Source organism: Agreia sp. PsM10 (genome assembly GCF_030433855.1).
Taxonomy (GTDB): domain Bacteria; phylum Actinomycetota; class Actinomycetes; order Actinomycetales; family Microbacteriaceae; genus Agreia.
On the sequence record NZ_JARUXC010000002.1, the window covers coordinates 20,103 to 44,397 of the forward strand.

Below are 24,295 nucleotides of genomic sequence, written 5' to 3' on the forward strand. Positions count from 1 at the left end.
GTGATCGATCTCTGGAGCGAACCGTGGTTCGGCTGGGCCCTGGGCGTGGTCATCGCCCTGCCCGTTCTGCTCGTCGTGCTCACCGAGATCTACGGGGTGCTGCAGCGACGCGAATCGCCCGCGGCCAAGCCTGTTCGGCTGCTTCGCAACTTCGTGGTTCCCGTCGCCGCGATCTTCGCGCTGCTCACCTTCGCATCGCAGCAGAGCTTCGATCTGACCTGGGTGCGCATCGTCGGCACGGTGCTCGGCTTCCTGCTCATCCTGCTCGTGCTCTCCGCCTTCAACGTGGCCCTCTTCGGCAACGCGCGCGAAGGCAGCTGGCGCGAGCGCCTGCCCTCCATCTTCGTCACCCTTGCGCGGCTCGCGCTCATTCTGGTGGGTCTCGCCATCCTCTTCTCGTGGGTGTGGGGCGCGGATGTCGGGGGTCTCTTCGCGGCGCTGGGCGTGACATCCATCGTCATCGGCCTGGCGCTGCAGAACGCCGTGGGGTCGATCATCTCGGGCCTGCTGCTGCTCTTCGAGCAGCCGTTCAAGCTCGGCGACTACCTCGACGTGGGGGATGTGCGGGGCCGGGTCGTCGAGGTCAACTGGCGCTCTGTGCACATCGACACGGGCAACGGCATCCAGATCATGCCCAACTCGTCGCTGGCCGGCGGGTCGTTCACCAACCTGAGCCAGCCGGTCGACGGCTACGTGGCCACCGTGCCGGTCACGTTCACCACCGACGATGCGCCGCACGTCGTGCTGGGCATGCTCTCCGAGACCGCGTCGGCGCTGCCGCAGCTCGACAGTCGCAGCAGGCCGAGCGTCAGCTACGAGGGCAAGGCGTCGTACACGGTGAGCCTTCCCGTGACCAGTCCCGCCGTCGAGGGCGAGACCGTCTCGCTCTTCCTCGCCTGGCTCTGGTACGCCGCGCGTCGGCACGATCTCGGGCTCGACGGAGACACGACAGACCCGGTGAACACCCGGGAGAACGTGATCGAGGCGCTGGGATTCGTCGGTCCGGGGCTCAACCTGCCGCAGGAGGATCTCGACGCGGTCGCCGATTCGTGCCGCATCGAGCAGTACGGTACGGGAGAAATATTGCAGAAGGCGGGAATTGTTCCGGACTGTGTGCGTGTCGTTCTGAGCGGCGTGCTCGAGCTGTCGGTACCGTACGAGGCGGGGAGGCTGCGCATCGGCGTCGTCGAGCGGGGCGAGTTCATCGGACAAGCCGCGCTCACGAGGCAGAAGACCACCACCGTTGTGGTCGCCAGTCGCCCGGTGACCGTTCTGCGTGTACCCAGTGCGGTCGTCGACGACATGGTGCACAAGCACCCGTCGCTCGCTCGCCGCATCGGTGAGACGCTCGACAACCGGCGTTCACTCGCCGCGGCCGCACTCGCTGCCGCGCAGGCGTCGTCGGGAACCATCGCACTCTGACGCCCGTCTCGCAGCCCCGGAGGAACCCATGTCCTTTCCCGATGCCCCCGCACCCGCCGAGCCGTCGCTCGCGGCCAAGATCATCGCCGAGATCGCCGGAACGTTCCTTCTGGTCTTCGGCCTCGTCGGCACCGCCACGTTCTCAGCGTTCTTCGGCGACGCCGACGGCACGAACCCGCTCGGCGTGGGCTTCCTCGGTGTGGCCATCGCCCTCGGCCTCACCGTGATGATCGGCGCCTACGCGTTCGGCCCCATCTCGGGCGGACACTTCAACCCCGCCGTGAGCCTCGGCCTCGCCGCGGCCGGCCGCTTCGGCTGGAAGGACGTGCCGGTCTACATCGTCTCCCAGCTGGTCGGCGCCGTGCTCGGGGCGCTCGCGGTGTTCGCGATCGCGTCGGGGGGTCCCGAGGGCTTCCTCGACAAGGCCGTGTCGGGCGGATTCGTGTCGAACGGCTTCGGCGAGCACTCGCCGGGCGGCTTCGGAATCGGATCTGCCATCGCGATCGAGATCATCATCACCTGCCTCTTCCTCTTCGTGATCCTCGGCGTGACCCACTCGCGAGCGCATCAGGGCTTCGCCCCGATCGCGATCGGTTTCACGCTCACCCTGCTGCTGCTCATCTCCATCCCCGTCGACAACGCCTCGATCAACCCGGCGCGCTCCATCGCGACCGCCGTCTTCGGCGGAGGCGACTGGCTCGCGCAGCTCTGGGTGTTCATCGTCTTCCCGATCGTGGGCGGCCTGATCGCGGGCCTCAGCTACCGCTACCTGTTCGACGGCGTGCGAAAGCTCGCCGCCACCTGATCGCGGGGGCTGCCCGACAGGCGTCGGTGATAGTTTCGTGAGGTGAAATACGCGAACACCGTCATCGACCTCGTCGGCAACACCCCCCTCGTCAAGCTCAACAGCGTCACCGAGGGCATCCAGGCCACGGTGCTCGCGAAGATCGAGTACCTGAACCCGGGCGGTTCGTCGAAAGACCGCATCGCCACGCGCATCATCGATGCGGCCGAGCGCGAGGGCAAGCTGAAGCCGGGCGGCACGATCGTCGAGCCGACGTCGGGGAACACGGGCATCGGCCTGGCCCTCGTCGCCCAGCAGCGCGGCTACCGCTGCGTGTTCGTCCTCCCCGACAAGGTGGGCGAAGACAAACGCAACGTGCTCACCGCCTACGGTGCCGAGATCGTGGTCACCCCCACGTCGGTGGCGCCCGAGGACCCGAACTCCTACTACTCGGTCTCCGACCGGCTTGCCCGTGAGATTCCCGGCGCATTCAAGCCGAACCAGTACTCCAACCCCAATGGTCCGCTCAGTCACTACGAGACCACGGGCCCCGAGATCTGGGCCGACACCGAGGGCAAGATCACGCACTTCGTCGCCGGCGTGGGAACGGGCGGCACCATCTCGGGCGTCGGCCGCTACCTCAAAGAGGTCTCCGACGGCCGGGTCACGATCATCGGCGCCGACCCCGAGGGCTCGGTCTACTCCGGCGGAACCGGCAGGCCGTACCTGGTCGAGGGAGTCGGAGAGGACTTCTGGCCCGAGGCCTACGACGCCAGCGTGGTCGACGAGATCATCGCCGCCAGCGACGCCGAGTCGTTCGCCCTCACCCGCAGGCTGGCGCGCGAGGAGGGCCTGCTCGTGGGCGGATCCTCCGGGCTCGCCGTCGCCGCGGCGCTCAAGGCCGCCGCGAAGCTCGGCCCCGACGACGTCGTGGTCGTCCTCCTTCCCGACGGAGGCCGCGGCTACCTCGGCAAGATCTTCAACGACAAGTGGATGCGCAGCTACGGTTTCGCAGACGCCACCGACGAGGCGACGGTCGGCGACATCCTCAAGTCGAAGACGGGGGCGCTGCCGGCGCTCGTGCACGCGCACCCCAGCGACACCGTGCGCGACGCCATCCAGATCATGACGAGCTACGGCGTCTCGCAGCTGCCGATGCTCTCGGCCGAGCCGCCCGTCGTCATGGGCGAGGTCACCGGCTCGCTCAACGAGCAGAGCCTGCTCGAAGAGGTCTTCTCAGGCCGGGCCGACATGACCGACCATGTCGGGGCCTTCGCCAGCGATCCTCTGCCGCTCATCGGCATCCACGAGTCTGTCGCCTCGGCGCGACGTTTTCTCGGCAAGGCCGGGGCACTGCTGGTGACCGACGACGGCAAGCCCGTCGCCGTGATCACCCGGCACGACCTGCTCACCTTCCTGAGCGAATAGCGCGCGGCCGAATAAAACGCTCCCGAAGAGACTTGAAAGTAGACATGCCCCAGAAAAAGCAGCAGTTCGAGACCGTCGCCGTCCACGCCGGACAGGAGTTCGACCCGACGACCGGTGCGATCATCCCGCCGATCTACCAGACGTCGACCTTCGTGCAGGACGGCATCGGCGGCTTCCGGGGCGGCTACGAGTACGCCCGGGGCGGCAACCCCACCCGCTCGTCGCTCGAGACGCTGGTCGCGGCACTCGAGGGTGCGAAGCACGGTCTCTCGTTCTCGTCGGGGCTCGCGGCGGAGGACGCCCTGCTGCGCGCGGTGCTCGAGCCCGGCGACCACGTGGTGCTGGGCAACGACGTCTACGGCGGAACCCACCGGCTCATCAATCGCATCTTCGGCCGCTGGGGTGTGGAGAACGACACCGTCGAGATGATGAACCTGCAGGCGGTGGCCAAGGCGGTCATCCCGGGCAAGACCAAGGTGCTGTGGCTCGAGACGCCGTCGAACCCCCTGATGAAGGTCAGCGACGTGGCCGAGCTCGCAGAGATCGGCCACGCGGCGGGCGCGCTCGTCGTCGTCGACAACACCTTCGCGTCTCCCTACCTGCAGCAGCCCCTCGTGCTGGGTGCCGACGTGGTCGTGCATTCCACCACCAAGTACCTGGGCGGCCATTCCGACGTTCTCGGCGGCGCGCTCGTGCTCGACGATGACGAGCTTCACGAGAAGGTGCGCTTCCAGCAGTTCGCCGCCGGCGCGGTGTCGGGCCCGATGGATGCCTGGCTCACCGTTCGAGGCATCAAGACCCTCGCCGTGCGCATGGAGCGCCACAGCGACAACGCGCAGAAGATCGCCGAGTACCTCGTGGGGCACCCGGCCATCGAGACCGTGTTCTACCCGGGCCTCGAGTCGCACCCCGGCTACGAGCTCGCGAAGAGGCAGATGCGTCGTCCCGGCGGCATGCTGTCGCTCGCCTTCAAGGGTGGCCCGAAGGCTGCGCGCAAGTTCGCGGAGTCGACGAAGCTGTTCTCGCTGGCCGAGTCCCTCGGAGGCGTCGAGTCGCTTGTCGGGTACCCCACCGAGATGACCCACGCATCGGTCAAGGGAACGGCGCTCGAGGTGCCCGAGAACCTCATCCGCCTCTCGGTCGGCATCGAGGGCGCCGACGACCTGCTCGCCGACATCGAGCAGGCCCTGCCCAAGAAGTAGCGGCCCGCAACCCCCTCATTCGTGCACGTGACCGCGCTTAGCGTGGAGACATGAACTCCACCGACATCGTATGGAACGACGAAGCCCGCGCGAAGATCCTCGACGACAGCGACCGGGTGCTCCGCGAGGCGGTGCTCGAGCTGTCGAAGACCCTCGAAGGACATGAGTCCGACGAGGCGTACGAGCAGTTGTTCGCGCGTCTGAAAGACCGCTTCATCGATTTCAAGCCGGGGCCGGACATCCGCAAGTACGCGGATGCCATCGTGGCGGGCGACATCGCCGAGTAACGCCCGGGCTCCGGGGCGGCGGGGCGTGGCCTAGGGTCAGGTATGAGCGAAACCACTTCTACGCCCGCCCTTCTGCGCCTCGGCGTGCTGGCGACGTCGCGCAAGGTCGACGAGCGTCGACTGCCGATCCACCCGGCGCATCTCGAGCGCATCGACGAGGACCTGCGCGCGAACATGATCCTCGAGCGCGGCTACGGGCTGCGGTTCGGCATCCACGACTCCGAGCTGGAGCCGCTGGTCGGGGCCATGGCGACGCGCGACGAGATCATCGCGACAGCCGACGTGGTGCTGCTGCCCAAGCCCCAAGCATCCGACCTCGAAGACCTGCGCGACGGCCAGGTGCTGTGGGGATGGCCGCACTGCGTGCAAGACCGGGAGATCACCCAGCTCGCCATCGACAAGCGGCTCACCCTCATCGCCTGGGAGGCCATGAACCACTGGCAGGCCGACGGCGGCTTCGGGCTGCACGTCTTCCACAAGAACAACGAGCTCGCCGGCTACTGCTCCGTGCTGCACTCCCTGCAGCTGTGCGGGTCGACCGGCGACTACGGGCGTCGGCTCACGGCGGTCGTGATCGGATTCGGTGCCACCGCCCGTGGGGCCGTCACCGCGCTCAACGCCCACGGCATCCACGATGTGCGGGTGCTGACCAACCGGGGGATAGCGGCCGTCGGGTCGCCCATCCCGTCGGTCGACATCATCCAGTTCGAGCACAACGACTCCGCTCCCTTCGAGAGCACGGTGAACACCGAGGACGGGCCCGTGCTGCTCGCTCCGTTCCTCGCCGAGAACGACATCGTGGTGAACTGCACGCTGCAGGACCCGAACGCGCCGCTCACCTATCTGCGCACCGAGGATCTCGGCGCATTCCGGCCGGGAAGCCTCATCGTCGACGTGTCGGTCGACGAGGGCATGGGGTTCGAATGGGCCAGGGCCACGACCTTCGCCGACCCCATGTTCACGGTCGGCGACTCGACCAACTACTACGCCGTCGATCACAGCCCCTCGCTGCTGTGGAACTCCACGACCTGGGAGATCAGCGAGGCGCTCATGCCGTTCCTCCGGATCGTCATGGAGGGCGCCCCGTCGTGGGCGGAGTCCGACACCATCAGGCGGGCGATCGAGATCGACGGTGGCGAGGTGCGCAACCCGGCGATCCTGGAGTTCCAGAAACGTTCAACGGAATACCCCTATACGACGATGCAGTGACGCCTAGCGTGAGGAATGAGACCGGGGTGCGATGCGCGTGGTCCCCCGGGTGGATGCAGCCCCCGCCGAGGATTCCTACGGTGGGAGATGCACCCCGCACCCCATTTCGGAGGAACCATGGAACAGATCACGGACTTCCTCGTCGCATGCGTGTCGTCGCCCCTGGCCCTCGTCGTGGTCTTCGCCGTGTGCATGCTCGATGCCTTCTTCCCTCCCGTTCCCAGTGACATCGTGCTCGTCGCCGCCGTCGCGATGGCGGCCGGAGGGTCGCCGGCGCTTCTCGTGCCGCTCGTTCTCGTCGCCGCGGTCGGCGCCATCATCGGCGACAACATCGTCTTCGAGATCGGCAGGCGGGTGGGCGCCGGCCGTTATCGCTGGATGCGCGGACGCCCGATGCGGGCGGCGATCGCGGGCGCCGAGCGACAGCTGCGGGCCCGGCCCGCGAGCCTCATCATCACGGGCCGCTACATCCCGGTGGGCCGGATCGCCGTGAACCTGACGGCGGGCAGCGTCGGCCTGCCGCGCCGCACCTTCGTGCCGCTCAGCATCGTGGCAGGCGCATCCTGGTCGCTCTACATGTTCGCCGTCGCCCTCATCGCCTCGGCCTGGATCCAGGACAACCCGCTGCTCTCGGCCCTCATCGCGGCAGCGTCGGCGGTGCTCCTCGGCCTGCTGGTCGATCGCGTGATGTCTCGCGCGGCCCGGGCGAAGAGGGAGGCGTCGGGCGAGGCCGCCGGGCCCGTCGCAACCCCCGACATCGTGGCTGTCGGTGCGCCGTTGTAGCGTGAATGCATGACCGAGCCCCGCATCGCCCCGTACGGAACCTGGACCTCGCCCATCACCGCGGAGTCCCTCGCGAGCTCGGGTCACGCCGTGGGCGGGGGCGCATACGCGGGTGACGAGGTGTGGTGGCAGGAACTCCGGCCCACCGAGGGCGGCCGCATCTCCATCCGACGCGCGGGGCCGGGCGGCGAGCCGGTCGATGTGCTTCCGCAGCCGTGGAACGCGCGAACCCGCGTGCACGAATACGGCGGGGGAGCGTGGACGGTGGCGGGCCTCGCCGACGGCCCGCCCGTACTCGTCTTCGCGAATTTCGACGACCAGCGGGTCTACCGACTCGACGTCGACACCGTGGGTGCCAATCCGACACCTCTGACTCCCGATGGACTCGGCATGCGCTTCGCCGAGCTGCAGTACCGCGGCGCCGAGATCATCGCGATTCGCGAGACCCATTCGGGCGGCGACCTCGAGCGCGACATCGTCGCCATTCCGCTCGACGGCAGTGCCGCGGCCGACGCAGGGCGCATCCGTTCGATCGTGGCGGGGTCGCGCTTTCTGGCGTCGCCGCGCCTCTCGCCCGACGGCACGATGATCGCGTGGATCGCGTGGGAGCACCCGCAGATGCCGTGGGACGGCACGGAGCTGCGCGTCGGGTCCTTGGGCGACGACGGTCGGGTCCTCGACTGGCGCACCCTCGCCGGCAGCACCACCGAGTCGGTTCTGCAGCCCGAGTGGCGCGACGAGCAGAGCCTCTTCGTGATCAGCGATCGCACCGGCTGGTGGAACCTCTACCTGCTCGATCTCGAATCGCAGAGCCCCGAAGCGCGGGCGCTGCACCCCTCACCGAGAGACTTCGGCGGCGCCCTGTGGATGCTCGGCACCACCTGGTACTCGGTGCTCGACGCCGACACGCTGCTGACCGTGAGCACCTTCGGCACAGACCAGGCCGCGATCCTCGACGTCAACACGGGGCTTCTCGAAGACATCGAGCTGCCCGTCGACTCCGTCTCCTTCGGGGCACGCCGAGGCGATCGCATCCTCGTCACAGGCGGCAGCGCCGTTCTGGCGTCGGGGCTTCGCGAACTCGACCTGCAGACCGGCGTGCTCACAGACATCCGGCTTTCTGTTGACGACCTGCCCGACGACGCGTACCTGCCCACCGCCGCCGCGCGCACCTTCGGCACGGCCGACAGGCCCGTGCACACCTTCGTCTACGAGCCCGCCAACCCCGACTTCGCAGCGCCCGAGGGCGAGCTGCCCCCGTTCGTGGCCTTCGTGCACGGCGGCCCCACGAGCCGCACCGTGCCCGCGGTCAACCCCGCGATCGCCTACTTCACGTCGCGGGGCATCGGCGTGGTCGACATCAACTACGGCGGCTCGACCGGCTACGGCCGCGAATATCGCGACCGGCTGCGCGGGCAGTGGGGCATCGTGGATGTCGACGACACGGTCGCCGCCGTGCGCGGGCTCGCAGAGGCGGGCCTGGCCGACGGCGAGCGGTTGGCCATCCGCGGCGGCTCCGCAGGCGGGTGGACCGTGCTGGCCTCGCTGACGCAGTCCGACGTGTTCGCCTGCGGCGCCTCGTACTTCGGCGTCGCCGAGCTCACCCTGTTCGCCCAGGAGACCCACGACTTCGAGTCGCGCTACATCGACGGACTGGTGGGCCCGCTGCCCGAGGCCGCGGCGCTGTACGAGCAGAGGGCTCCGTTGAACAACGTCGACGGGCTGTCGTGCCCGGTGCTGCTGCTGCAGGGGCTCGACGACGAGATCGTTCCGCCGTCGCAGGCCGAGCGCTTCAGAGACGCGCTCGAGGCCAAGGGGCTGAAGCACGCCTACCTGGCCTACGAGGGCGAGTCGCACGGGTTCAGGCGTGCATCCACCATCATCTCGGCCACCGAGGCCGAGCTCTCGTTCTACGGACAGGTCATGGGCTTCACGCCGGTCGACGTGCCCGTGCTCGAACTCAAGGGGTAGACCGCGCCCCGGCCCCCATGCAGTCTTGGTGCAGACGGGCACGACGGTGGTGACGGACGGGAGTGAGTGCGATGACGGTTCTCGATGACAGGAAGGCCGGCGACGGCGACTCCGCGCAGCCCGAACTCAAGCGGGTGATGGGCCCCAAGCTGCTGCTGCTGTTCATCGTCGGCGACATTCTCGGCACGGGCATCTACGCGCTCACCGGCCAGGTCGCGGCCGAGGTCGGGGGAGCGGCGTGGCTGCCCTTCCTCGTGGCATTCGGCGTCGCCCTGCTCACCGCGTGCTCCTATCTCGAGCTGGTGGGCAAGTACCCGCAGGCGGCCGGGGCGGCGCTGTATGTGCACAAGGCCTTCGGCATCCACTTCGTGACGTTCATCGTGTGCTTCACGGTGATGTGCTCGGGGCTCACCTCGGCCTCGGCCGCATCGGGTGCATTCGCCAGCAACTTCGCCACAGGGTTCGGCCTCGACAGCTCCAATCCGGGCATCCTGCTGGTCGTGGCGCTGCTGTTCATGCTGCTGGTCATGGCGGTCAACCTGCGCGGGGTCGCCGAGAGCGTGGGGCTCAATGTGGTGCTGACCCTCGTCGAACTGTCGGGTCTGCTGCTCGTGATCCTCATCGGCAGCTTCGCCATCTTCGGCGGCAGCGCCGACTTCTCGCGGGTCGTCGCGTTCGAGACGCCCGAAGACAAGGGTCTCTTCCTGGCCATCAGCACGGCGACGTCGCTGGCGTTCTTCGCCATGGTCGGCTTCGAGGACTCGGTGAACATGGTCGAAGAGGTGAAGAACCCCTCGCGCATCTTTCCCCGGGCGCTGCTCTCGGGCCTCACGATCACAGCCGTCGTCTATGTGGTCGTCGCGATCATCGCCGTGGCCGTCGTGCCGGTGGGCGAGCTGGCGGGCAATGACACCCCGCTCGTGACCGTCGTGCAGACGGCGGCGCCCGACTTCCCGATCTCGGCGCTGATCCCGTTCATCTCCCTCTTCGCGGTGGGCAACAGCGCCCTCATCAACATGATGATGGCGAGCCGCCTGCTCTACGGCATGAGCAAGAGGGGCGTTCTGCCGTCGTTCCTGTCGAAAGTGCACACCAAGCGGCAGACGCCGTTCGCCGCGATCCTGTTCACCACGGCCATCGCGCTCGCCCTGACCGCCTACGTGTCGATCGATCCCGAGAACCCGCTCGTCATCCTGCTCGGAGGAACGACCTCGCTTCTGCTGCTCGCGGTCTTCGCGCTCGTGAACGTGAGCGTGCTCGTGCTGAGGCGCGACAAGGTCGAGCACAAGCACTTCAGAACTCCCACGGCGCTTCCGGTTCTGGGCGTGATCGTGTGCGTCTACCTCGTGCTGCCCTGGTCGTCGGGAAGGCCGGCGGAGCAGTACGAGATCGCGGGTGTGCTGCTCGGCATCGGAGTGGTGCTCTGGGCCATCGGGCGTCTGGTGGGCGGACGCGTCGCGACACGCCGAGCGGAATGATCGTCGCATCTTTTTTGGAAAGTTTTTCGACGCCCGAGTTATCCACAAGAGGAGAGATCAACCGTGAATTTCAGGCATTTTTCTTGTGGAGAAATGGTTGATAAGGGTGTGCACTTCGTGTGGAGAATTACACGGGTGTAACACTTCATCTAGTGGCAGTCGAAGAGACCCATCCCTATATGTAGTATTGAACTCCCGGCACGGTGACGGGGCCCCAGGGCCCCTGCGACGCCCCGCCAGCACCACAAACCAATACAGAACATCCCACCCTTCTCCTTCGTCTGAAAGGCGCATTTCCATGGCAATCACGGTTTACACGAAGCCCTCCTGCGTGCAGTGCACGGCCACCTACCGTGCCCTCGAGAACAAGGGCCTCGAGTACGAGATCTTCGATGTGTCGGTCGACGAGAAGGCCCTGGCCGCCGTCAAGGAGCTGGGCTACCTGCAGGCGCCCGTCGTCATCACTGACAACGACCACTGGTCGGGATTCCGCCCCGACAAGATCGATGAGCTGGCCCGCCTCGCCGGCTAGTCACGCCGTGTCGCTCGCAGCGGTGGTCGACACGATCCCCACGCTGTCGAACCTGGTCTACTTCTCGTCGGTGTCGGGCAACACCCACCGCTTCATCGAGAAGCTGGGTCTGCCGGCGGATCGCATCCCACTGCACAAGTGGCAGCCGAGACTGATGGCCACCGAACCCTACGTCCTCGTGCTCCCCACCTACGGTGGGGGCACCGAGGGCGGGGCGGTTCCCAAACAGGTGATCTCGTTCCTCAACGACGAGCACAACAGGTCCCTGATCCGCGGAGTGATCTCTGCAGGCAACACCAACTTCGGGGAAGCCTTCTGCAAGGCCGGCGACATCGTCTCCCGCAAGTGCGCAGTTCCCCACCTCTACAAATTCGAAGTATTCGGAACACCGGACGACGTGAATGCCGTCCACGATGGATTGGAAGCATTTTGGACGTCCCCACAGCAGCACTAGAGAACACCCGCATCGAGACCCCGGGTCAGGTGCAGATGGATTACCACTCGCTGAACGCGATGCTGAACCTCTATGGGCCGAACGGTGAGATCCAGTTCGACAAAGACAAAGAGGCGGCGCGCGAGTTCTTCCTGCAGCACGTCAACCAGAACACGGTCTTCTTCCACTCGCTGCGCGAGCGCCTCGACTACCTCGTCGAGAAGGAGTACTACGAGGCCGAGACCATCGAGCAGTACTCGTTCGAGTTCATCACCAAGCTCAACGACCTCGCCTACTCGAAGAAGTTCCGCTTCGACACCTTCCTCGGCGCGTTCAAGTACTACACCTCGTACACGCTGAAGACGTTCGACGGAAAGCGCTACCTCGAGCGCTTCGAAGACCGCGTCGTGATGACGGCCCTCGGCCTCGCCGGCGGCAACGAGCAGCTCGCGATCAACCTCGTCAACGAGATCATCGGAGGCCGCTTCCAGCCGGCCACCCCCACGTTCCTCAACACGGGCAAGGCCCAGCGCGGCGAGCTCGTCTCCTGCTTCCTTCTTCGCATCGAAGACAACATGGAGTCCATCTCCCGCGCAATCAACTCCAGCCTCCAGCTCTCCAAGCGCGGCGGCGGCGTCGCCCTGCTGCTGTCGAACATCCGCGAGTCGGGCGCTCCCATCAAGCAGATCGAGAACCAGTCCTCGGGAATCATCCCCGTGATGAAGCTGCTCGAAGACTCCTTCAGCTACGCCAACCAGCTGGGCGCGCGCCAGGGTGCCGGTGCCGTGTACCTGCACGCTCACCACCCCGACATCATGCGCTTCCTCGACACCAAGCGCGAGAACGCCGACGAGAAGATCCGCATCAAGACGCTCTCCCTCGGCGTCGTCGTGCCCGACATCACGTTCGAGCTCGCCAAGAAGGGAGAAGACATGTACCTCTTCTCGCCCTACGACGTCGAGCGTGTGTACGGCGTGCCCTTCGGTGACATCTCGGTGACCGAGAAGTACCACGAGATGGTCGACGACTCGCGCATCAAGAAGACCAAGATCAAGGCCCGTGACTTCTTCCAGACGATCGCCGAGATCCAGTTCGAGTCGGGCTACCCCTACATCATGTTCGAAGACACCGTGAATGCGGCGAACCCCATCAAGGGCCGCATCAACATGTCGAACCTGTGCTCCGAGATCCTGCAGGTCAACACCCCGACCACGTACAACGAAGACCTGTCGTACGACACGATCGGCAAGGACATCTCGTGCAACCTGGGCTCGATGAACATCGCCCTGGCGATGGATGCGCCCGACTTCGGCCTCACGGTCGAGACGGCCATCCGGGGTCTCTCCGCCGTCAGCGACATGAGCCACATCACGTCGGTGCGCTCCATCGAAGACGGCAACGACAAGTCGCACGCCATCGGCCTGGGCCAGATGAACCTGCACGGCTACCTCGCTCGTGAGCGCATCTTCTACGGCTCCGAAGAGGGCATCGACTTCACGAACATCTACTTCTACACGGTGCTGTTCCACGCCCTGCGCGCCTCGAACGCCATCGCCATCGAGCGCGGCGTCAAGTTCGAGGGCTTCGAGGACTCGACCTACGCATCCGGCGCGTTCTTCGACAAGTACACCGACGCCGAGTGGGTGCCCGCCACCGACCGCGTCCGCGAGCTCTTCGACACGGCCGGGGTGCACATCCCGACACAAGCCGACTGGGACCAGCTGAAGGCATCCGTCATGGAGCACGGCATCTACAACCAGAACCTGCAGGCCGTGCCGCCCACCGGATCGATCTCGTACATCAACAACTCCACCGCGTCGATCCACCCGATCGCGGCGAAGATCGAGATCCGCAAGGAAGGCAAGCTGGGTCGCGTCTACTTCCCGGCCCCGTTCATGACGAACGACAACCTGGAGTACTACCAGGACTCGTACGAGATCGGCGCCGAGAAGATCATCGACACCTACGCCGCGGCGACGCAGCACGTCGACCAGGGACTCTCGCTGACGCTGTTCTTCAAGGACACCGCCACCACCCGCGACATCAACAAGGCGCAGATCTACGCATGGCGCAAGGGCATCAAGACGATCTACTACATCCGTCTCCGCCAGATGGCCCTCGAGGGCACCGAGATCGAGGGCTGCGTCTCCTGCGCGCTCTGACGTTCCCGGTATCTCCCACTTCGACAAGCTCAGTGAACGAAAGTAAGTAGAACCCATGGTCGAGAAGCTCAAGCTCGTGTCGCATGTCAATGCGATCAACTGGAACAGAATCCAGGACGACAAAGACGTCGAGGTGTGGAACCGTCTCGTCAACAACTTCTGGTTGCCCGAGAAGATCCCGCTGTCGAACGACGTGCAGTCGTGGAACACGCTGACGCCCGCCGAGCAGCAGCTCACCATGCGCGTGTTCACCGGCCTCACCCTGCTCGACACGATCCAGGGCACGGTCGGCGCGGTCAGCCTCATCCCCGACGCGATCACGCCTCACGAAGAGGCCGTCTACACGAACATCGCGTTCATGGAGAGCGTGCACGCCAAGAGCTACTCGTCGATCTTCTCGACCCTGTCGAACACGAAGGACATCGACGAGGCGTTCCGCTGGTCGACCGAGAACGAGAACCTTCAGAAGAAGGCTCAGATCGTCATGGACTACTACACGGGTGACGACCCCCTGAAGCGCAAGGTCGCCTCGACGCTGCTCGAGTCGTTCCTGTTCTACTCGGGCTTCTACCTGCCCATGTACTGGTCGAGCCGCGCCAAGCTCACGAACACGGCCGACATGATCCGCCTCATCATCCGTGACGAAGCCGTGCACGGGTACTACATCGGCTACAAGTTCCAGCGCGGGCTCGAGACGGTCAGCCAGGAGCGCCGCGACGAGATCAAGGACTACACGTTCTCGCTGCTCTACGAGCTCTACGACAACGAGGTGCAGTACACGCAAGACCTCTACGACGAGGTCGGCCTCACCGAAGACGTCAAGAAGTTCCTGCACTACAACGCCAACAAGGCGCTCATGAACCTCGGCTACGAGGCCATGTTCCCGAAGACGGTCACCGACGTGAACCCGGCGATCCTGTCGGCGCTCTCACCGAACGCCGACGAGAACCACGACTTCTTCTCGGGGTCGGGTTCCTCCTACGTCATCGGCAAGGCCGTGGTCACCGAAGACGAGGACTGGGACTTCTAGGCGCCCTAGACGCAACGAACGCGGGTGTTCCCGCCCAGCGCAGTGGTTGAACCACAGCGGCAGGCGGGAACACCTGCGTTTCGTGTTGTCAGCCGAGTCCTTCGCGGCGCCTCGTATTACCTGATCGTCGCGCTCAGTAAGGCGCCGCAGACGGGTATCGATTCCGGTTCCCCTACATGCGCCGGGAACTCAGCTGGAATGTACGTAGGCGTCTGAGCGTTCGCTTGGGGCCACCATCTGGGGATTCTCGGCGGCACAAGCATCTGACATACTTTGGTCATGACTCGCATAGCAGCGGTCCACGAGGAGAATGGAGGCCGAATCATATGACGGTGACAGCTTTCAACCTCGTCATGACCGGCGAAAATTTCCCTGTATCTTCAGTGCGCGTAGATGACTTTTCCTTCCGCCACCGTCCCCTGAAGGAAATGGTGCGCGTACCTATCGCAATTCAAGCTGAGAACGAGTTGGCCACGATGCAGATACTCTCTGAGCGCTTCGACGTCGCAGTGAAGAAGCCCGACGATTTGGATAAGCAGAGCGAAGGCTTGGTACAGCTAGCGACCACGTTTTTTGATTATGTTGGTAGACGCACAATCACCGCGGTGGGCCATAACGCACAGTGGCTTCTGCCTGGCTCGGAGTCACGTAAATCTGAAATCCTTCGGCTCTTGGCGAATCAGGCTCCCGCTGAGACGATGCTGGGTACGAATCCGATCACTGCAGACCTCGCTTATTCATTCAAGCGCGGTAATGAAAGCATCGCGAGAGTGACCGTCTCGACTAGTAATCCCGGCGACGTCGTACTGGATTTCAATTTTCACTTTGACCTATCAGCCCATGGTTCAGCTGTCGAGGCAGTCGATCAACTTCGCGATTCTCTTCGAATCGTCGAGGAGATAGGCCACAACATGGAAGCTTTGGTAAAGGTGTCCGCATGACGTCCTCGTCCACCGCCAACAAGATCGGCGCGCCGTTCTCGATGTCGGGAGGGACTGCGCCAGGCCGGAGCTGGCTTGTCGCGGCAAACGATCGGAGTGTGCGAGCCCTGAGAGCAGTGTCGAACGAACCATCCCTCGGGGAGATAATTGCTTTCCTCCCGAAGGACACCGGCTCTCGACGGTTGTCCGACGAATCGCTAAGTACTTCCACTGTGCCGATGAGCCGTATGCTTCTCGACTTAGTGGTCGAGTGGCTGAATCTTCCTGAGCCCGAATCCGATCCTTACGACTACCTATTTGCAGAGCCGATGCCAGAAACTGTTCCCCGTGAATGGCTCGTGTCGTTGGGGACCAAAACTGTGGTCGAAGATCCAAACTTCGTTATGCCGTCGGAGTGGACCGACTGAGCGCAAATGTGGGAACCAAACCCGTCTTTTTCCGAGTTGCGTCAGGGCGACATCGTAAAGGTAGTTGCATATCCACAATGGGCCGTGAACAAGTCCCACGCAATGGTTGACTCCGATGGCAGCACGTCTGCAATCGTCATTCCCACTATGGCGAAGTTGCTGCGTCAGGAGCAACCTCTGGTCGCATTGTGCTCGCATGATTGCGACATGGAGAACCCTCGTGGAAGAACCGGAATTTTAGTAGCGCCTGTAATTCCCGTGCCCGCCTCTCCTGGGGAGCGTCATGACGAGATTATGAACTCGGGCGATATGAGCGTCGACACGATTTCATTCGGTCATTTGTTCCCAGTTGAGATTGCTCGCCCAGAAGGAATTCAAAAAGGTGTCATTGATTTTAGTGCTATGACTTCGATGGGGCCCGCGCAGACAGTTACGTCACAGTTGCAGTCGGCAAAGCTATATCAGATGACCGACGCCACCCGGCAAAACTTCAGAATGAAGCTCGCGTACTTCGTCGGACGCCCATAAATGGCTCATTGAGCCCGCCGGTTCATTAACGCGGGGAACTTCTTGACGATTAGACCGTCGCCGCAGGGCTCTGGCTAGGGCCAAACGGGGCGACACCTTCTCAACTGTCTCTAGCTTCCGCGAGAGTACCGTCAGTTTCTAGCAGATGCGAGAACCACGACTTCTTCTCGGGGTCGGGCTCCTCCTACGTCATCGGCAAGGCCGTTGTCACCGAAGACGAGGACTGGGACTTCTAAGCGCCCTAGACGCAACGAACGCGGGTGTTCCCGCCCAGTGCAGTGGTTGAACCACAGCGGCAGGCGGGAACACCCGCGTTCGTCGTATCAGCGGTGCGTCAGACGATGGCTGCGCGCAGCTCTGCGGCGGCGGCTCCCACGTCGGGGGCCCCGTAGATGGCGCCTCCGGCGACCGCGACCTGGGCGCCCGACTGCTGAACCGACGCGATGGTCGAGGCGTTGATTCCGCCGGCAACCGAGAACGGCACGCCGGATGCCTTGCCGTCGTCCAGCAGGGTCGAGAACGTGAAGCCCTCCTCGGCCTGCTCGTCGAGGCCCGCGTGCATCTCGACGAACTCGGCACCCAGGGCGACGACCTGCTGGGCGCGCTCGGACTTGTTGGCGACGCCGATCAGGTCGACGACGATGCCCTTGCCGTGCTTCTTCGCGGCCTTGATCGCTCCGACGATCGTGCTGTCGCCGGCGGTGCCGAGCACGGTCACGAGGTCGGCTCCCGCGGTGAACGCGATGTCGGCCTCGAGTTCTCCGGCATCCATCGTCTTGAGGTCGGCGAAGACGATCTTGTCGGGGTGAGCGGCCTTGATGGCTGTGACGGCCGAGAGGCCGGCGCTCTTGATGAGCGGGGTGCCGAGCTCGAGGATGTCGACGTGCGGCGCGGCCGCTGCGGCCAGCTCGAGGGCGGCTTCGGTGGTGAGGGTGTCCATGGCGAACTGCAGTTTCATTGTGTTCCTTCGTGTTGCGGGTGGAGGGAGGGGAAAATCGAATAGAGCCGGGTCACTCGAGGTTCGCGTGCCGCGGCCAGAGCTCGTCGGCCGTGCGGCCCGAGCGCTGCCACAGGGTGTGGAAGAGGGCGTCGCCGACCAGCACGACCGTCTGCTCGAAGAGGCCGCCGGCGTACTGGGCGGATGCCGTCATCGACCTGTCGAGTTTTGCCGCGGCGGGCACGACGAGGGTGGCCGATGCGAGTTCGGAGAGCGGGGAATCGGTGGCCGTCGTGATGAGCGCGACACGGGCCTTCGCCTCGACAGCGGTGCGGGCAGCCCGCACGATGCTCTCGGTCGTGCCCGAGCCGCTGGCGGTGAGCAGCACGTCGCCCTCGGCGATCGCGGGCGCCGAGGTCTCTCCGACGACGTGCACGTCGAGGCCGAGGTGCATCAGCCGCATGGCCGTCATGCGCAGGGCGAGACCGGAGCGGCCGGCGCCGTGCACGAAGACCCTGCGAGCTCGCGCGATCTCGTCGACCAGCGCCTCGGCAGAAGCATCGGCAGAGGTGAGCCGCTCGACGACCGATTCGAGCTCCTCCGCGATCAGTGAGAGGGAGCGATCGAACCCGGGTGCATCTGAACTCATTTCTCCGGTCTTCGCGGGTCGGCCGACCGGCGCCCCCGCCCGGACGGCCGGTTTCGCCTATACCGATGGGTAGGTGGGGATCCAGCGGGTAGGGTGGCCGGATGCCCGACCCCGACGTGAACGACACCGCACTCGACGACGCCCCCCTCGACGACACCGCGTTCGACGACACGGTCTCAGCCGCCAGCAGGCGCTGGCGAGCCGAGCAGGCCCGCCTCTCCGCCGAACAGACCGACAAGCACGCCGTGGCCCTCGAGTCCGTGCTCGCCGTGCTCAGGTCGACCCGGCTCGACGATCGCGCATCCAGAGCCATGGCGATCGACGTGGCCGCGTCTGCGCTCGTGGGTCTGCGCACGGCGAGCGACGAACGCTCGAGCGTTCAGCTCGAGCCGGTGGTCGGAGCGTTCGCGCGTCTGCGAAGCGACCTGCGGCCGCTTGTGCGGTTCGGCGACCTCGACGTGCAGTTCGTCGAGCCGCCGTCGACCGGCCGGGCGCTTCCCGGCGAAATCGCGCACGCCGCCCGCGCCATCGTGCGCAGCGCCGTGCTCGCCCTCGTCGACGAGGGGGAGAGCCGCAAGGTGCGCATCCAGTGGGACTGCGACGGGCTGAACCTGCTCATCGGAATCCGCGACGACGGGGCGGGCGAGCTCACGCCGCACGACGACTCGCTGCGTCCGATCGCCGAGCGGGTCACGGCGCTGAACGGCGGCTTCGACGTCACGGCGACTCCCGGGTGGGGCTCCTCGGTCGCGATCACCCTGCCGCTCGACCCGCCCGCCGTTCCGGAGCCGCTCGCCGACGTCGTGTCGCTGTCGCCGCGGGAGCGGGAGGTGCTGAAGCTCGTGGCATCGGGCGCGCAGAACCGCGCGATCGCGGAGCAGCTGGGCGTCAGCGCGAACACGGTGAAGTTCCATGTGTCGAACGTGCTGCGCAAGGCGGGCGTGCGCACCCGCGGAGAGCTCGCGGTGCTGAGTCGCCCGGGGGCGTAGTGACCGCCCCGGCGCGGCGGGGTTCTAAGAGCCCTCGAGGCGACCGATGACGGTGCCGTCGGCCGACCTCACGGTCATGACGCCGGCCTGCACATGGGCGGTCGCGACCTGAGAGAGCCACGTGTCGATGCCCTCGCAGGCGATCTCCGTCGACGCGATGTCGCCCAAGACCACCCCGTCGCTCTCCGCGTAGGTCCAGGTGCCGCTGAGCGTGTTGCATCCATCGCTGCCCCGAAATGTGCCATCTTTCTCGAGGGATATGTACGGCTGCAGGAGGGAATCGCTTCCGTCTTCTGTCCACGTGCCGACGAGCCCGCCGGGGAGGAGGACGACGGTCGACGCGGGCGTCGAGGCCGGTCCGCCGAAGGCGCAGGCGGAGAGGAGAAGCGATGCAGCGACGGCGGAAGCGGCCCCGACAAGGCGGAGTCGGTGCTGAGTGGCGTGGCTCACCTCAGCTCGCCATCGTCGTCGCGGGTTTCGGACAGCAGCGCCCGCGCCGCCATACCGATCACGGCGCTGTAGGTGGGATAGGCGAAGCGCACGTTCGCGAGGGTCGACACGTCGACTCCCGCTGCCATCGCGGTGGTGACCGACTGGATGACCTCGATCGCGTTCTCCCCGACGGCGTGAGCTCCGAGGATCAGCTCGCGCCGTGGGTCGGCGATGAGCTTCAGGAAACCCGTCTCCCGGTCGTCGATGACCGCGCGGTCGACCGCGGCGAATCGAACGGTCGCTACGACGCCGTCGATACCCTTTTCCCTGGCCTGCTGCTCGGTGAGCCCCACGCCCGCGTAGTCGGGGTCGGTGAAGCCGCCCGCCGGCAGCAGATGATGCGGCGTTCGACGGTTGGCGCCCAGCACGGCGTTCTCCGCCGCGGCCTCGCCCTCGAACTGCGCTGCCTGCACGAGCATGTCCCGTCCGTTCGCATCGCCGACGGCGAAGATGTGCGGAACCACCGTGCGGAAGTACGCATCGGCGGGAATGGCCGAGCGCACGACCTCGATGCCCGCCTTCTCGAGACCCAGGTCCTCGACGTCCGCCGGCCATCCGGTCGCCATGATGACGGCGTCGAAATCGGCCGAATGTGCGGCATCGCCGTCTCTCCACGACAGGGTGATGCCGCCATCGTCTGCGCGCGCGAGTCCATCGACGCCGTCGATGCCGGTGCGCACCTCGATTCCCTGCTCGACGAACGCGGCCGCCACAGCCTCGGAGATCGACGGATCGGACGGCATGAGCACCCGCGGGGCGAGGTCGAGCACGGTGACCTGCGACCCGAAGGAGCTGAACACGGTGACAAGCTGCGCGCCGGTGTTGCCCGCCCCGATCACGGCGACGCGGCCCGGCAGCGACGGCAGGTCGAGAACCTGCTCGGGCACCGTGGCGAGCTCGGCGCCGGGGATCGGCAGGCGCCTCGAATGGCCTCCGACGCACACGAGGATCGACGATGCCGTGAGACGACGCCCGCTGTCGAGAACGAGGGTCTTGTCGTCGGCGAACCTCGCCCGTCCCTCGTGAATGAGATGGATGCCGGCCTCGGCGAAGCGTTCGGCCTCGCGTTTGATCGAGCGCACCCGATCGACGCGCTCTCTGACGCGGGCGACCGTCGTGGCCCAGTCGATCGTGGGAGCCGCGACCTCGACCCCGTAGACGTCGGCGTGGCGTGTCTCGCGGATGAGTCGCGCGGTCTTGGCCAGCACGCGTGTGGGGACGCATCCCGTGTTCACGCAGGTGCCGCCCACCCGCGCCGCCTCGAGAACGACGACGCTCGCGCCGAGCTCTGCTGCGCGGAGGGCGGCGGCCGTGCCCGCGGGGCCGGCGCCGATCACGGCCACGTCGTAGTGATCCCTGTAGTCAGTCATGGTGGGAGGGTAGCGCGGCCGACCACGAACGCGGCAGGGGTGGCGCGCGAAACGGTGCAGCCGGGGCTGACCGCGTCGGGGAGCAACACGGACGAACTCGTGCTGAACAGAATCGCAATGGGTGCGCCGCGAGGCGGATGCGAGCGTATGATTCTGAAGTCGTCCGCACCCGGGCTTCGTTCGTGCGATCGATTCGCGCGGCTGATTTTGAGTCTGAAAGGCCCGTTCGTGGCTGAAACTGTCCGGGGCCACAACCCCACCTCCTCTCCGTCTGCTCCTCCCGTCGTCTCGCGGCGGGCCTGGCAGGCGCTCATCGTTCTGCTCGCCGGCATGTTCATGGCGCTGCTCGACACCACCATCGTCAACGTGGCCCTGCCCACGATCCGCACCACGCTCGACGCCAGCGAGGGCACGCTCTCGTGGATCATCTCCGGCTACGCGCTCGCGTTCGGCCTCGCCCTGATTCCTGCGGGCCGCGTGGGCGACCGCATCGGGCACAAGTGGGTGTTCTTCACGGGGCTCGCGCTGTTCACCCTGGCCAGCCTCTTCTGCGGCCTGGCCCAGAACGACCTGCAGCTCGTGATTGCCCGCGTCGTGCAGGGTCTCGCCGGCGGAATGTTCCTGCCCGCGGTGACCGCATTCATCCAGCTTCTGTTCCCCGGCCGCGTGCGCGGCAAGGCCTTCGCCATCATGGGAGCGGTCATCGGTGTCTCCTCCGCGCTGGGTCCGATCATCGGCGGACTCCTCATCCAGGCCTTTGGCGAGACCGACGGCTGGCGACTGGTGTTCTGGGTGAACCTGCCCATCGGCATCGCGACGCTCGTGGCGGCGGCCATCCTGCTGCCGAAGCAGAGCGAGGAGGAGGCGAGCCACGCCGACCGCTCGGGCCTCGACTGGATCGGTCTCGTGCTGGTCTCGGCGAGCCTCATCGCCCTGCTCGTTCCACTGATCGAGGGCCAGGACACGGGCTGGCCGCTCTGGACGATCCTCTCCCTCGTCGCGGGCGCCCTGCTCATGGTCGCATTCGGCGCATGGGAGGTCGCCTACACGAAGCGTGGGCGCAGCCCCCTGGTTCCGCCGCGGCTCTTCTCCCACCCGGCGTTCACCGGCGGAGTCATCCTCGCGCTCGTCTACTTCGCCGCCTTCACGAGCATCTTCTTCACGATCTCGATCCTCTGGCAGTCGGGCCTCGGCCACACCGCCCTCGAATCGGGCATCGTGTCGATCCCGTTCGCGATCGGAAGCATCGTGGGCAGCTCGCAGAGCAACCGCCTCACGCAGCGCCTCGGTCGCACCGTGCTGATCGTCGGTACGCTGCTGGTCGTCATCGGCCTGGCCTGGCTGTGGCTCGTGCTGCTGCTGACCGACGCGGCCGATCTCACCAACTGGCTGCTCATCGCCCCGCTGCTCATCGCGGGCCTCGGCAACGGACTCTTCATCGCGCCGAACGCGCAGTTCATCGTGGCCACGGTCGACCCTCGCGAGGCGGGCGCGGCCAGTGGCGTGATCGGCGCAGTTCAGCGCATCGGAAGCGCCGTGGGCATCGCGGTGATCGGCAGCGTCTTCTTCGGCAGTCTCGTGATCGGCGGCAAGACGCCGGATGCCGTGGCCACCGGATTCACGGACGCGGCGGCCGCCGCGATGGTCGTCTCACTCGGCTTCGCGGTGCTGGCGTTCATCCTGGTGTTCGCGCTGCCGCGCCGCACGAACACGGGTCACTAGAGCCGCATCCGCGCCTGTTCGGCGCATCCGCCACCGGACGACCGGGCGCCGATGTGCCGAACAGGAGCGGATGCCTCGGCCGCGTCAGGCGGTCGCGCGGCCCTCGTCGTAGGTGGCGCGCGACGCCCCGATGCCAGGGGCGGATGCCTCGAGCAGGTCGGCGAGGGTGCGCAGGTTCTCGGCGACGAGAGTGCCGAGCGCCGTGAGGGAGTACTCGACCCGCGGCGGAATCGTGGAGTGCACCTCGCGCGTGACCATTCCGTCGCGTTCGAGGGTCTGCAGGGTCTGGGAGAGCATCTTCTCGCTGACGCCCTCGACTTTGCGTCGCAGCGCATTGAACCGGAAGTCGCCTTCGCCGAGCGCGAGCAGGGCAAGACTCGACCACTTCGTCGAGACGTCTTCGAGCGCCGCGCGTGACGTGCAGTCGCGCGCGAAGACAGATGTGACGAGCTCGTTGCTCGGAGTTTCCTGATCTGTCATGTCTCCATCGTAACCTGTGCTGCGCATTCGGGGGTACTGTGTAATAGTTAGTGCTACACGAACGAAAGCCCTCGAGAAGGAGCAACACCATGACCACCTACGCCGTAACCGGAGCATCAGGACCCTTCGGTCACCACGCCGTCACCGCACTCATCGAGGCCGGGGTGCCCGCGAGCGACATCGTCGCCCTCGTGCGCACGCCCTCGAAGGTTCAGGACCTCGCCGATCAGGGTGTCCAGGTCCGCGTCGCCGACTACGCCGATGCCGCCACGCTGCCGGACGCTCTCGCCGGTGTCGACACCCTTCTGCTCGTCTCGGGCAGCGAGGTCGGACAGCGCGTCCCCCAGCACACCAACGTGATCGACGCGGCGAAAGCCGCCGGCGTCTCGCGCATCGCCTACACGAGCGCGCCGCGCGCCGACACGACCGAACTCGTTCTCGCCCCCGAGCACAAGGCGACCGAAGAGGCCCTCCGGGCATCCGGCGTCGCTTTCACCATTCTGCGCAACGGCTGGTACATCGAGAACTACCTCGGCCAGGTCGACCAGTACCGCGCCACGGGCGAGATCGTCGGGGCTGCCGGAGACGGACTCGTCTCGGGCGCACCTCGCGCCGACTTCGCCGAGGCCGCGGCCGCCGCCCTCGTCCAGCCCGGCCACGAGAACGCGGTCTACGAGCTGGGCGGTGCGCCGGCCTTCACGATGACCGACCTCGCGGCGGCGCTCTCCGCGGCCACGGGCACCACGATCGTCTACCGCGACGTGACCCCCGACGAGCTCGTCGCCACTCTCGAGAGCGTGGGCCTGGATTCGGGAACGGCCGGATTCGTGACGGCGCTCGACGTCGCGACCAAGCGAGGCGACCTCTTCACCGACTCGGGCGACCTGCAGCGACTGCTCGGACGCGAGAGCACGACGCTCGCCGACGCGATCGCGGCTGCGCTCAAGTAGCCCGCCGAGAAGAAGTGGATGCGCGGGAGTTCCCGCCGGGCGCGGTGGCGAGGCCGCCGCTCTCGGCGGGAACTCCCGCTCTGCGGTGCGGAGTCAAGTGGGGCAACCC

24 protein-coding genes are annotated in these 24,295 nt (G+C 66.1%); 19 read left to right on the forward strand and 5 right to left on the reverse strand.

What is annotated here, in order from left to right; all coding sequences use genetic code 11:
- From QCD70_RS02200 to QCD70_RS02275, 16 genes are all read left to right on the forward strand, one after another.
- Window positions 1–1,422: a mechanosensitive ion channel family protein gene (locus tag QCD70_RS02200; RefSeq protein ID WP_301213512.1), complete on the forward strand. Its 1,422-nt coding sequence runs from the start codon at window positions 1–3 to the stop codon at window positions 1,420–1,422.
- Window positions 1,423–1,450: 28 nt separating this feature from the next.
- Window positions 1,451–2,227, forward strand: coding sequence for an aquaporin Z (gene aqpZ / locus QCD70_RS02205; protein WP_301213513.1), 777 nt, complete (start codon window positions 1,451–1,453; stop codon window positions 2,225–2,227).
- 42 nt (window positions 2,228–2,269) lie between these two features.
- A complete protein-coding gene (locus tag QCD70_RS02210) occupies window positions 2,270–3,634 on the forward strand; it encodes a cystathionine beta-synthase (RefSeq protein WP_301213514.1) in 1,365 nt (454 codons plus the stop codon).
- 44 nt (window positions 3,635–3,678) lie between these two features.
- The gene (locus tag QCD70_RS02215) at window positions 3,679–4,836 is read left to right on the forward strand and encodes a cystathionine gamma-synthase (protein WP_301213515.1); all 1,158 of its coding nucleotides are present in this window, start codon (window positions 3,679–3,681) and stop codon (window positions 4,834–4,836) included.
- Between the two features lie 50 nt (window positions 4,837–4,886).
- Complete coding sequence (locus QCD70_RS02220) at window positions 4,887–5,123, forward strand: hypothetical protein (protein WP_301213516.1); 237 nt, start codon at window positions 4,887–4,889, stop codon at window positions 5,121–5,123.
- Window positions 5,124–5,165: 42 nt separating this feature from the next.
- Window positions 5,166–6,332 (forward strand): N(5)-(carboxyethyl)ornithine synthase, encoded by a 1,167-nt coding sequence (locus QCD70_RS02225; RefSeq protein ID WP_301213517.1) that lies wholly within the window; start codon window positions 5,166–5,168, stop codon window positions 6,330–6,332.
- Window positions 6,333–6,449: 117 nt separating this feature from the next.
- The gene (locus QCD70_RS02230) at window positions 6,450–7,115 is read left to right on the forward strand and encodes a DedA family protein (RefSeq protein ID WP_301213518.1); all 666 of its coding nucleotides are present in this window, start codon (window positions 6,450–6,452) and stop codon (window positions 7,113–7,115) included.
- A gap of 9 nt (window positions 7,116–7,124) precedes the next feature.
- Complete coding sequence (locus QCD70_RS02235) at window positions 7,125–9,086, forward strand: prolyl oligopeptidase family serine peptidase (protein WP_301213519.1); 1,962 nt, start codon at window positions 7,125–7,127, stop codon at window positions 9,084–9,086.
- 71 nt (window positions 9,087–9,157) lie between these two features.
- Entirely contained in the window at window positions 9,158–10,564 is a 1,407-nt protein-coding gene (locus tag QCD70_RS02240; RefSeq protein WP_301213520.1) for an APC family permease, read from the forward strand.
- Window positions 10,565–10,862: 298 nt separating this feature from the next.
- Window positions 10,863–11,096: a glutaredoxin-like protein NrdH gene (nrdH, locus tag QCD70_RS02245; protein ID WP_044441583.1), complete on the forward strand. Its 234-nt coding sequence runs from the start codon at window positions 10,863–10,865 to the stop codon at window positions 11,094–11,096.
- Window positions 11,097–11,139: 43 nt separating this feature from the next.
- Window positions 11,140–11,550 (forward strand): class Ib ribonucleoside-diphosphate reductase assembly flavoprotein NrdI, encoded by a 411-nt coding sequence (gene nrdI, locus QCD70_RS02250; RefSeq protein ID WP_301213885.1) that lies wholly within the window; start codon window positions 11,140–11,142, stop codon window positions 11,548–11,550.
- 35 nt (window positions 11,551–11,585) lie between these two features.
- On the forward strand, window positions 11,586–13,691 hold the full coding sequence (nrdE, locus tag QCD70_RS02255; protein WP_301213886.1) for a class 1b ribonucleoside-diphosphate reductase subunit alpha: 2,106 nt from the start codon (window positions 11,586–11,588) through the stop codon (window positions 13,689–13,691).
- A gap of 55 nt (window positions 13,692–13,746) precedes the next feature.
- Complete coding sequence (nrdF, locus tag QCD70_RS02260; protein ID WP_055924138.1) at window positions 13,747–14,721, forward strand: class 1b ribonucleoside-diphosphate reductase subunit beta; 975 nt, start codon at window positions 13,747–13,749, stop codon at window positions 14,719–14,721.
- Between the two features lie 332 nt (window positions 14,722–15,053).
- Complete coding sequence (locus tag QCD70_RS02265; RefSeq protein WP_301213521.1) at window positions 15,054–15,662, forward strand: hypothetical protein; 609 nt, start codon at window positions 15,054–15,056, stop codon at window positions 15,660–15,662.
- A complete protein-coding gene (locus QCD70_RS02270) occupies window positions 15,659–16,069 on the forward strand; it encodes a hypothetical protein (protein ID WP_301213522.1) in 411 nt (136 codons plus the stop codon). The genes QCD70_RS02265 and QCD70_RS02270 overlap by 4 nt, the downstream gene beginning before the upstream one ends.
- An 84-nt stretch (window positions 16,070–16,153) precedes the next feature.
- Window positions 16,154–16,597 (forward strand): hypothetical protein, encoded by a 444-nt coding sequence (locus QCD70_RS02275; RefSeq protein ID WP_301213523.1) that lies wholly within the window; start codon window positions 16,154–16,156, stop codon window positions 16,595–16,597.
- A 334-nt stretch (window positions 16,598–16,931) separates the two neighbouring features.
- Here the strand turns inward: QCD70_RS02275 and hxlA are convergent, their stop codons facing one another.
- Window positions 16,932–17,555, reverse strand: coding sequence for a 3-hexulose-6-phosphate synthase (gene hxlA, locus QCD70_RS02280; RefSeq protein WP_301213524.1), 624 nt, complete (start codon window positions 17,553–17,555; stop codon window positions 16,932–16,934).
- 52 nt (window positions 17,556–17,607) lie between these two features.
- On the reverse strand, window positions 17,608–18,183 hold the full coding sequence (gene hxlB / locus QCD70_RS02285; RefSeq protein ID WP_301213525.1) for a 6-phospho-3-hexuloisomerase: 576 nt from the start codon (window positions 18,181–18,183) through the stop codon (window positions 17,608–17,610).
- 101 nt (window positions 18,184–18,284) lie between these two features.
- Between hxlB and QCD70_RS02290 the strand changes: the two genes are divergently transcribed.
- Window positions 18,285–19,172 (forward strand): helix-turn-helix transcriptional regulator, encoded by an 888-nt coding sequence (locus tag QCD70_RS02290; protein ID WP_301213526.1) that lies wholly within the window; start codon window positions 18,285–18,287, stop codon window positions 19,170–19,172.
- A gap of 24 nt (window positions 19,173–19,196) precedes the next feature.
- On the opposite strand, the gene QCD70_RS02295 is transcribed toward QCD70_RS02290, so the two are convergent.
- Complete coding sequence (locus tag QCD70_RS02295; protein ID WP_301213527.1) at window positions 19,197–19,622, reverse strand: META domain-containing protein; 426 nt, start codon at window positions 19,620–19,622, stop codon at window positions 19,197–19,199.
- Window positions 19,619–21,034 carry a dihydrolipoyl dehydrogenase family protein gene (locus tag QCD70_RS02300; protein WP_301213528.1) on the reverse strand — a complete coding sequence of 472 codons (1,416 nt, stop codon included), beginning with the start codon at window positions 21,032–21,034 and terminating at the stop codon, window positions 19,619–19,621. Before QCD70_RS02300 ends, QCD70_RS02295 begins: the two co-directional genes overlap by 4 nt.
- A 228-nt stretch (window positions 21,035–21,262) precedes the next feature.
- Between QCD70_RS02300 and QCD70_RS02305 the strand changes: the two genes are divergently transcribed.
- A complete protein-coding gene (locus tag QCD70_RS02305) occupies window positions 21,263–22,756 on the forward strand; it encodes an MFS transporter (RefSeq protein WP_301213529.1) in 1,494 nt (497 codons plus the stop codon).
- Window positions 22,757–22,840: 84 nt separating this feature from the next.
- On the opposite strand, the gene QCD70_RS02310 is transcribed toward QCD70_RS02305, so the two are convergent.
- Window positions 22,841–23,236 (reverse strand): winged helix-turn-helix transcriptional regulator, encoded by a 396-nt coding sequence (locus QCD70_RS02310; protein WP_301213530.1) that lies wholly within the window; start codon window positions 23,234–23,236, stop codon window positions 22,841–22,843.
- A gap of 89 nt (window positions 23,237–23,325) precedes the next feature.
- On the opposite strand from QCD70_RS02310, the gene QCD70_RS02315 reads away from it, so the two are divergent.
- Window positions 23,326–24,186, forward strand: a complete 861-nt coding sequence (locus QCD70_RS02315) for an SDR family oxidoreductase (RefSeq protein WP_301213531.1) — start codon at window positions 23,326–23,328, stop codon at window positions 24,184–24,186.
- Window positions 24,187–24,295 lie beyond the last annotated feature (109 nt).

Excerpts from the sequence above, each read along its gene's own strand:
- hxlB (WP_301213525.1), bottom strand. The coding sequence starts at position 18,183 with ATGAGTTCAGATGCACCCGGGTTCGATCGCTCCCTCTCACTGATCGCG.
- QCD70_RS02230 (WP_301213518.1), top strand. The coding sequence starts at position 6,450 with ATGGAACAGATCACGGACTTCCTCGTCGCATGCGTGTCGTCGCCCCTG.
- nrdH (WP_044441583.1), top strand. The coding sequence starts at position 10,863 with ATGGCAATCACGGTTTACACGAAGCCCTCCTGCGTGCAGTGCACGGCC.
- QCD70_RS02220 (WP_301213516.1), top strand. The coding sequence starts at position 4,887 with ATGAACTCCACCGACATCGTATGGAACGACGAAGCCCGCGCGAAGATC.
- QCD70_RS02235 (WP_301213519.1), top strand. The coding sequence starts at position 7,125 with ATGACCGAGCCCCGCATCGCCCCGTACGGAACCTGGACCTCGCCCATC.
- QCD70_RS02215 (WP_301213515.1), top strand. The coding sequence starts at position 3,679 with ATGCCCCAGAAAAAGCAGCAGTTCGAGACCGTCGCCGTCCACGCCGGA.
- aqpZ (WP_301213513.1), top strand. The coding sequence starts at position 1,451 with ATGTCCTTTCCCGATGCCCCCGCACCCGCCGAGCCGTCGCTCGCGGCC.
- hxlA (WP_301213524.1), bottom strand. The coding sequence starts at position 17,555 with ATGAAACTGCAGTTCGCCATGGACACCCTCACCACCGAAGCCGCCCTC.
- QCD70_RS02225 (WP_301213517.1), top strand. The coding sequence starts at position 5,166 with ATGAGCGAAACCACTTCTACGCCCGCCCTTCTGCGCCTCGGCGTGCTG.
- QCD70_RS02270 (WP_301213522.1), top strand. The coding sequence starts at position 15,659 with ATGACGTCCTCGTCCACCGCCAACAAGATCGGCGCGCCGTTCTCGATG.
- QCD70_RS02315 (WP_301213531.1), top strand. The coding sequence starts at position 23,326 with ATGACCACCTACGCCGTAACCGGAGCATCAGGACCCTTCGGTCACCAC.
- nrdF (WP_055924138.1), top strand. The coding sequence starts at position 13,747 with ATGGTCGAGAAGCTCAAGCTCGTGTCGCATGTCAATGCGATCAACTGG.
- nrdE (WP_301213886.1), top strand. The coding sequence starts at position 11,586 with ATGGATTACCACTCGCTGAACGCGATGCTGAACCTCTATGGGCCGAAC.
- QCD70_RS02290 (WP_301213526.1), top strand. The coding sequence starts at position 18,285 with ATGCCCGACCCCGACGTGAACGACACCGCACTCGACGACGCCCCCCTC.
- QCD70_RS02300 (WP_301213528.1), bottom strand. The coding sequence starts at position 21,034 with ATGACTGACTACAGGGATCACTACGACGTGGCCGTGATCGGCGCCGGC.
- QCD70_RS02310 (WP_301213530.1), bottom strand. The coding sequence starts at position 23,236 with ATGACAGATCAGGAAACTCCGAGCAACGAGCTCGTCACATCTGTCTTC.
- QCD70_RS02240 (WP_301213520.1), top strand. The coding sequence starts at position 9,158 with ATGACGGTTCTCGATGACAGGAAGGCCGGCGACGGCGACTCCGCGCAG.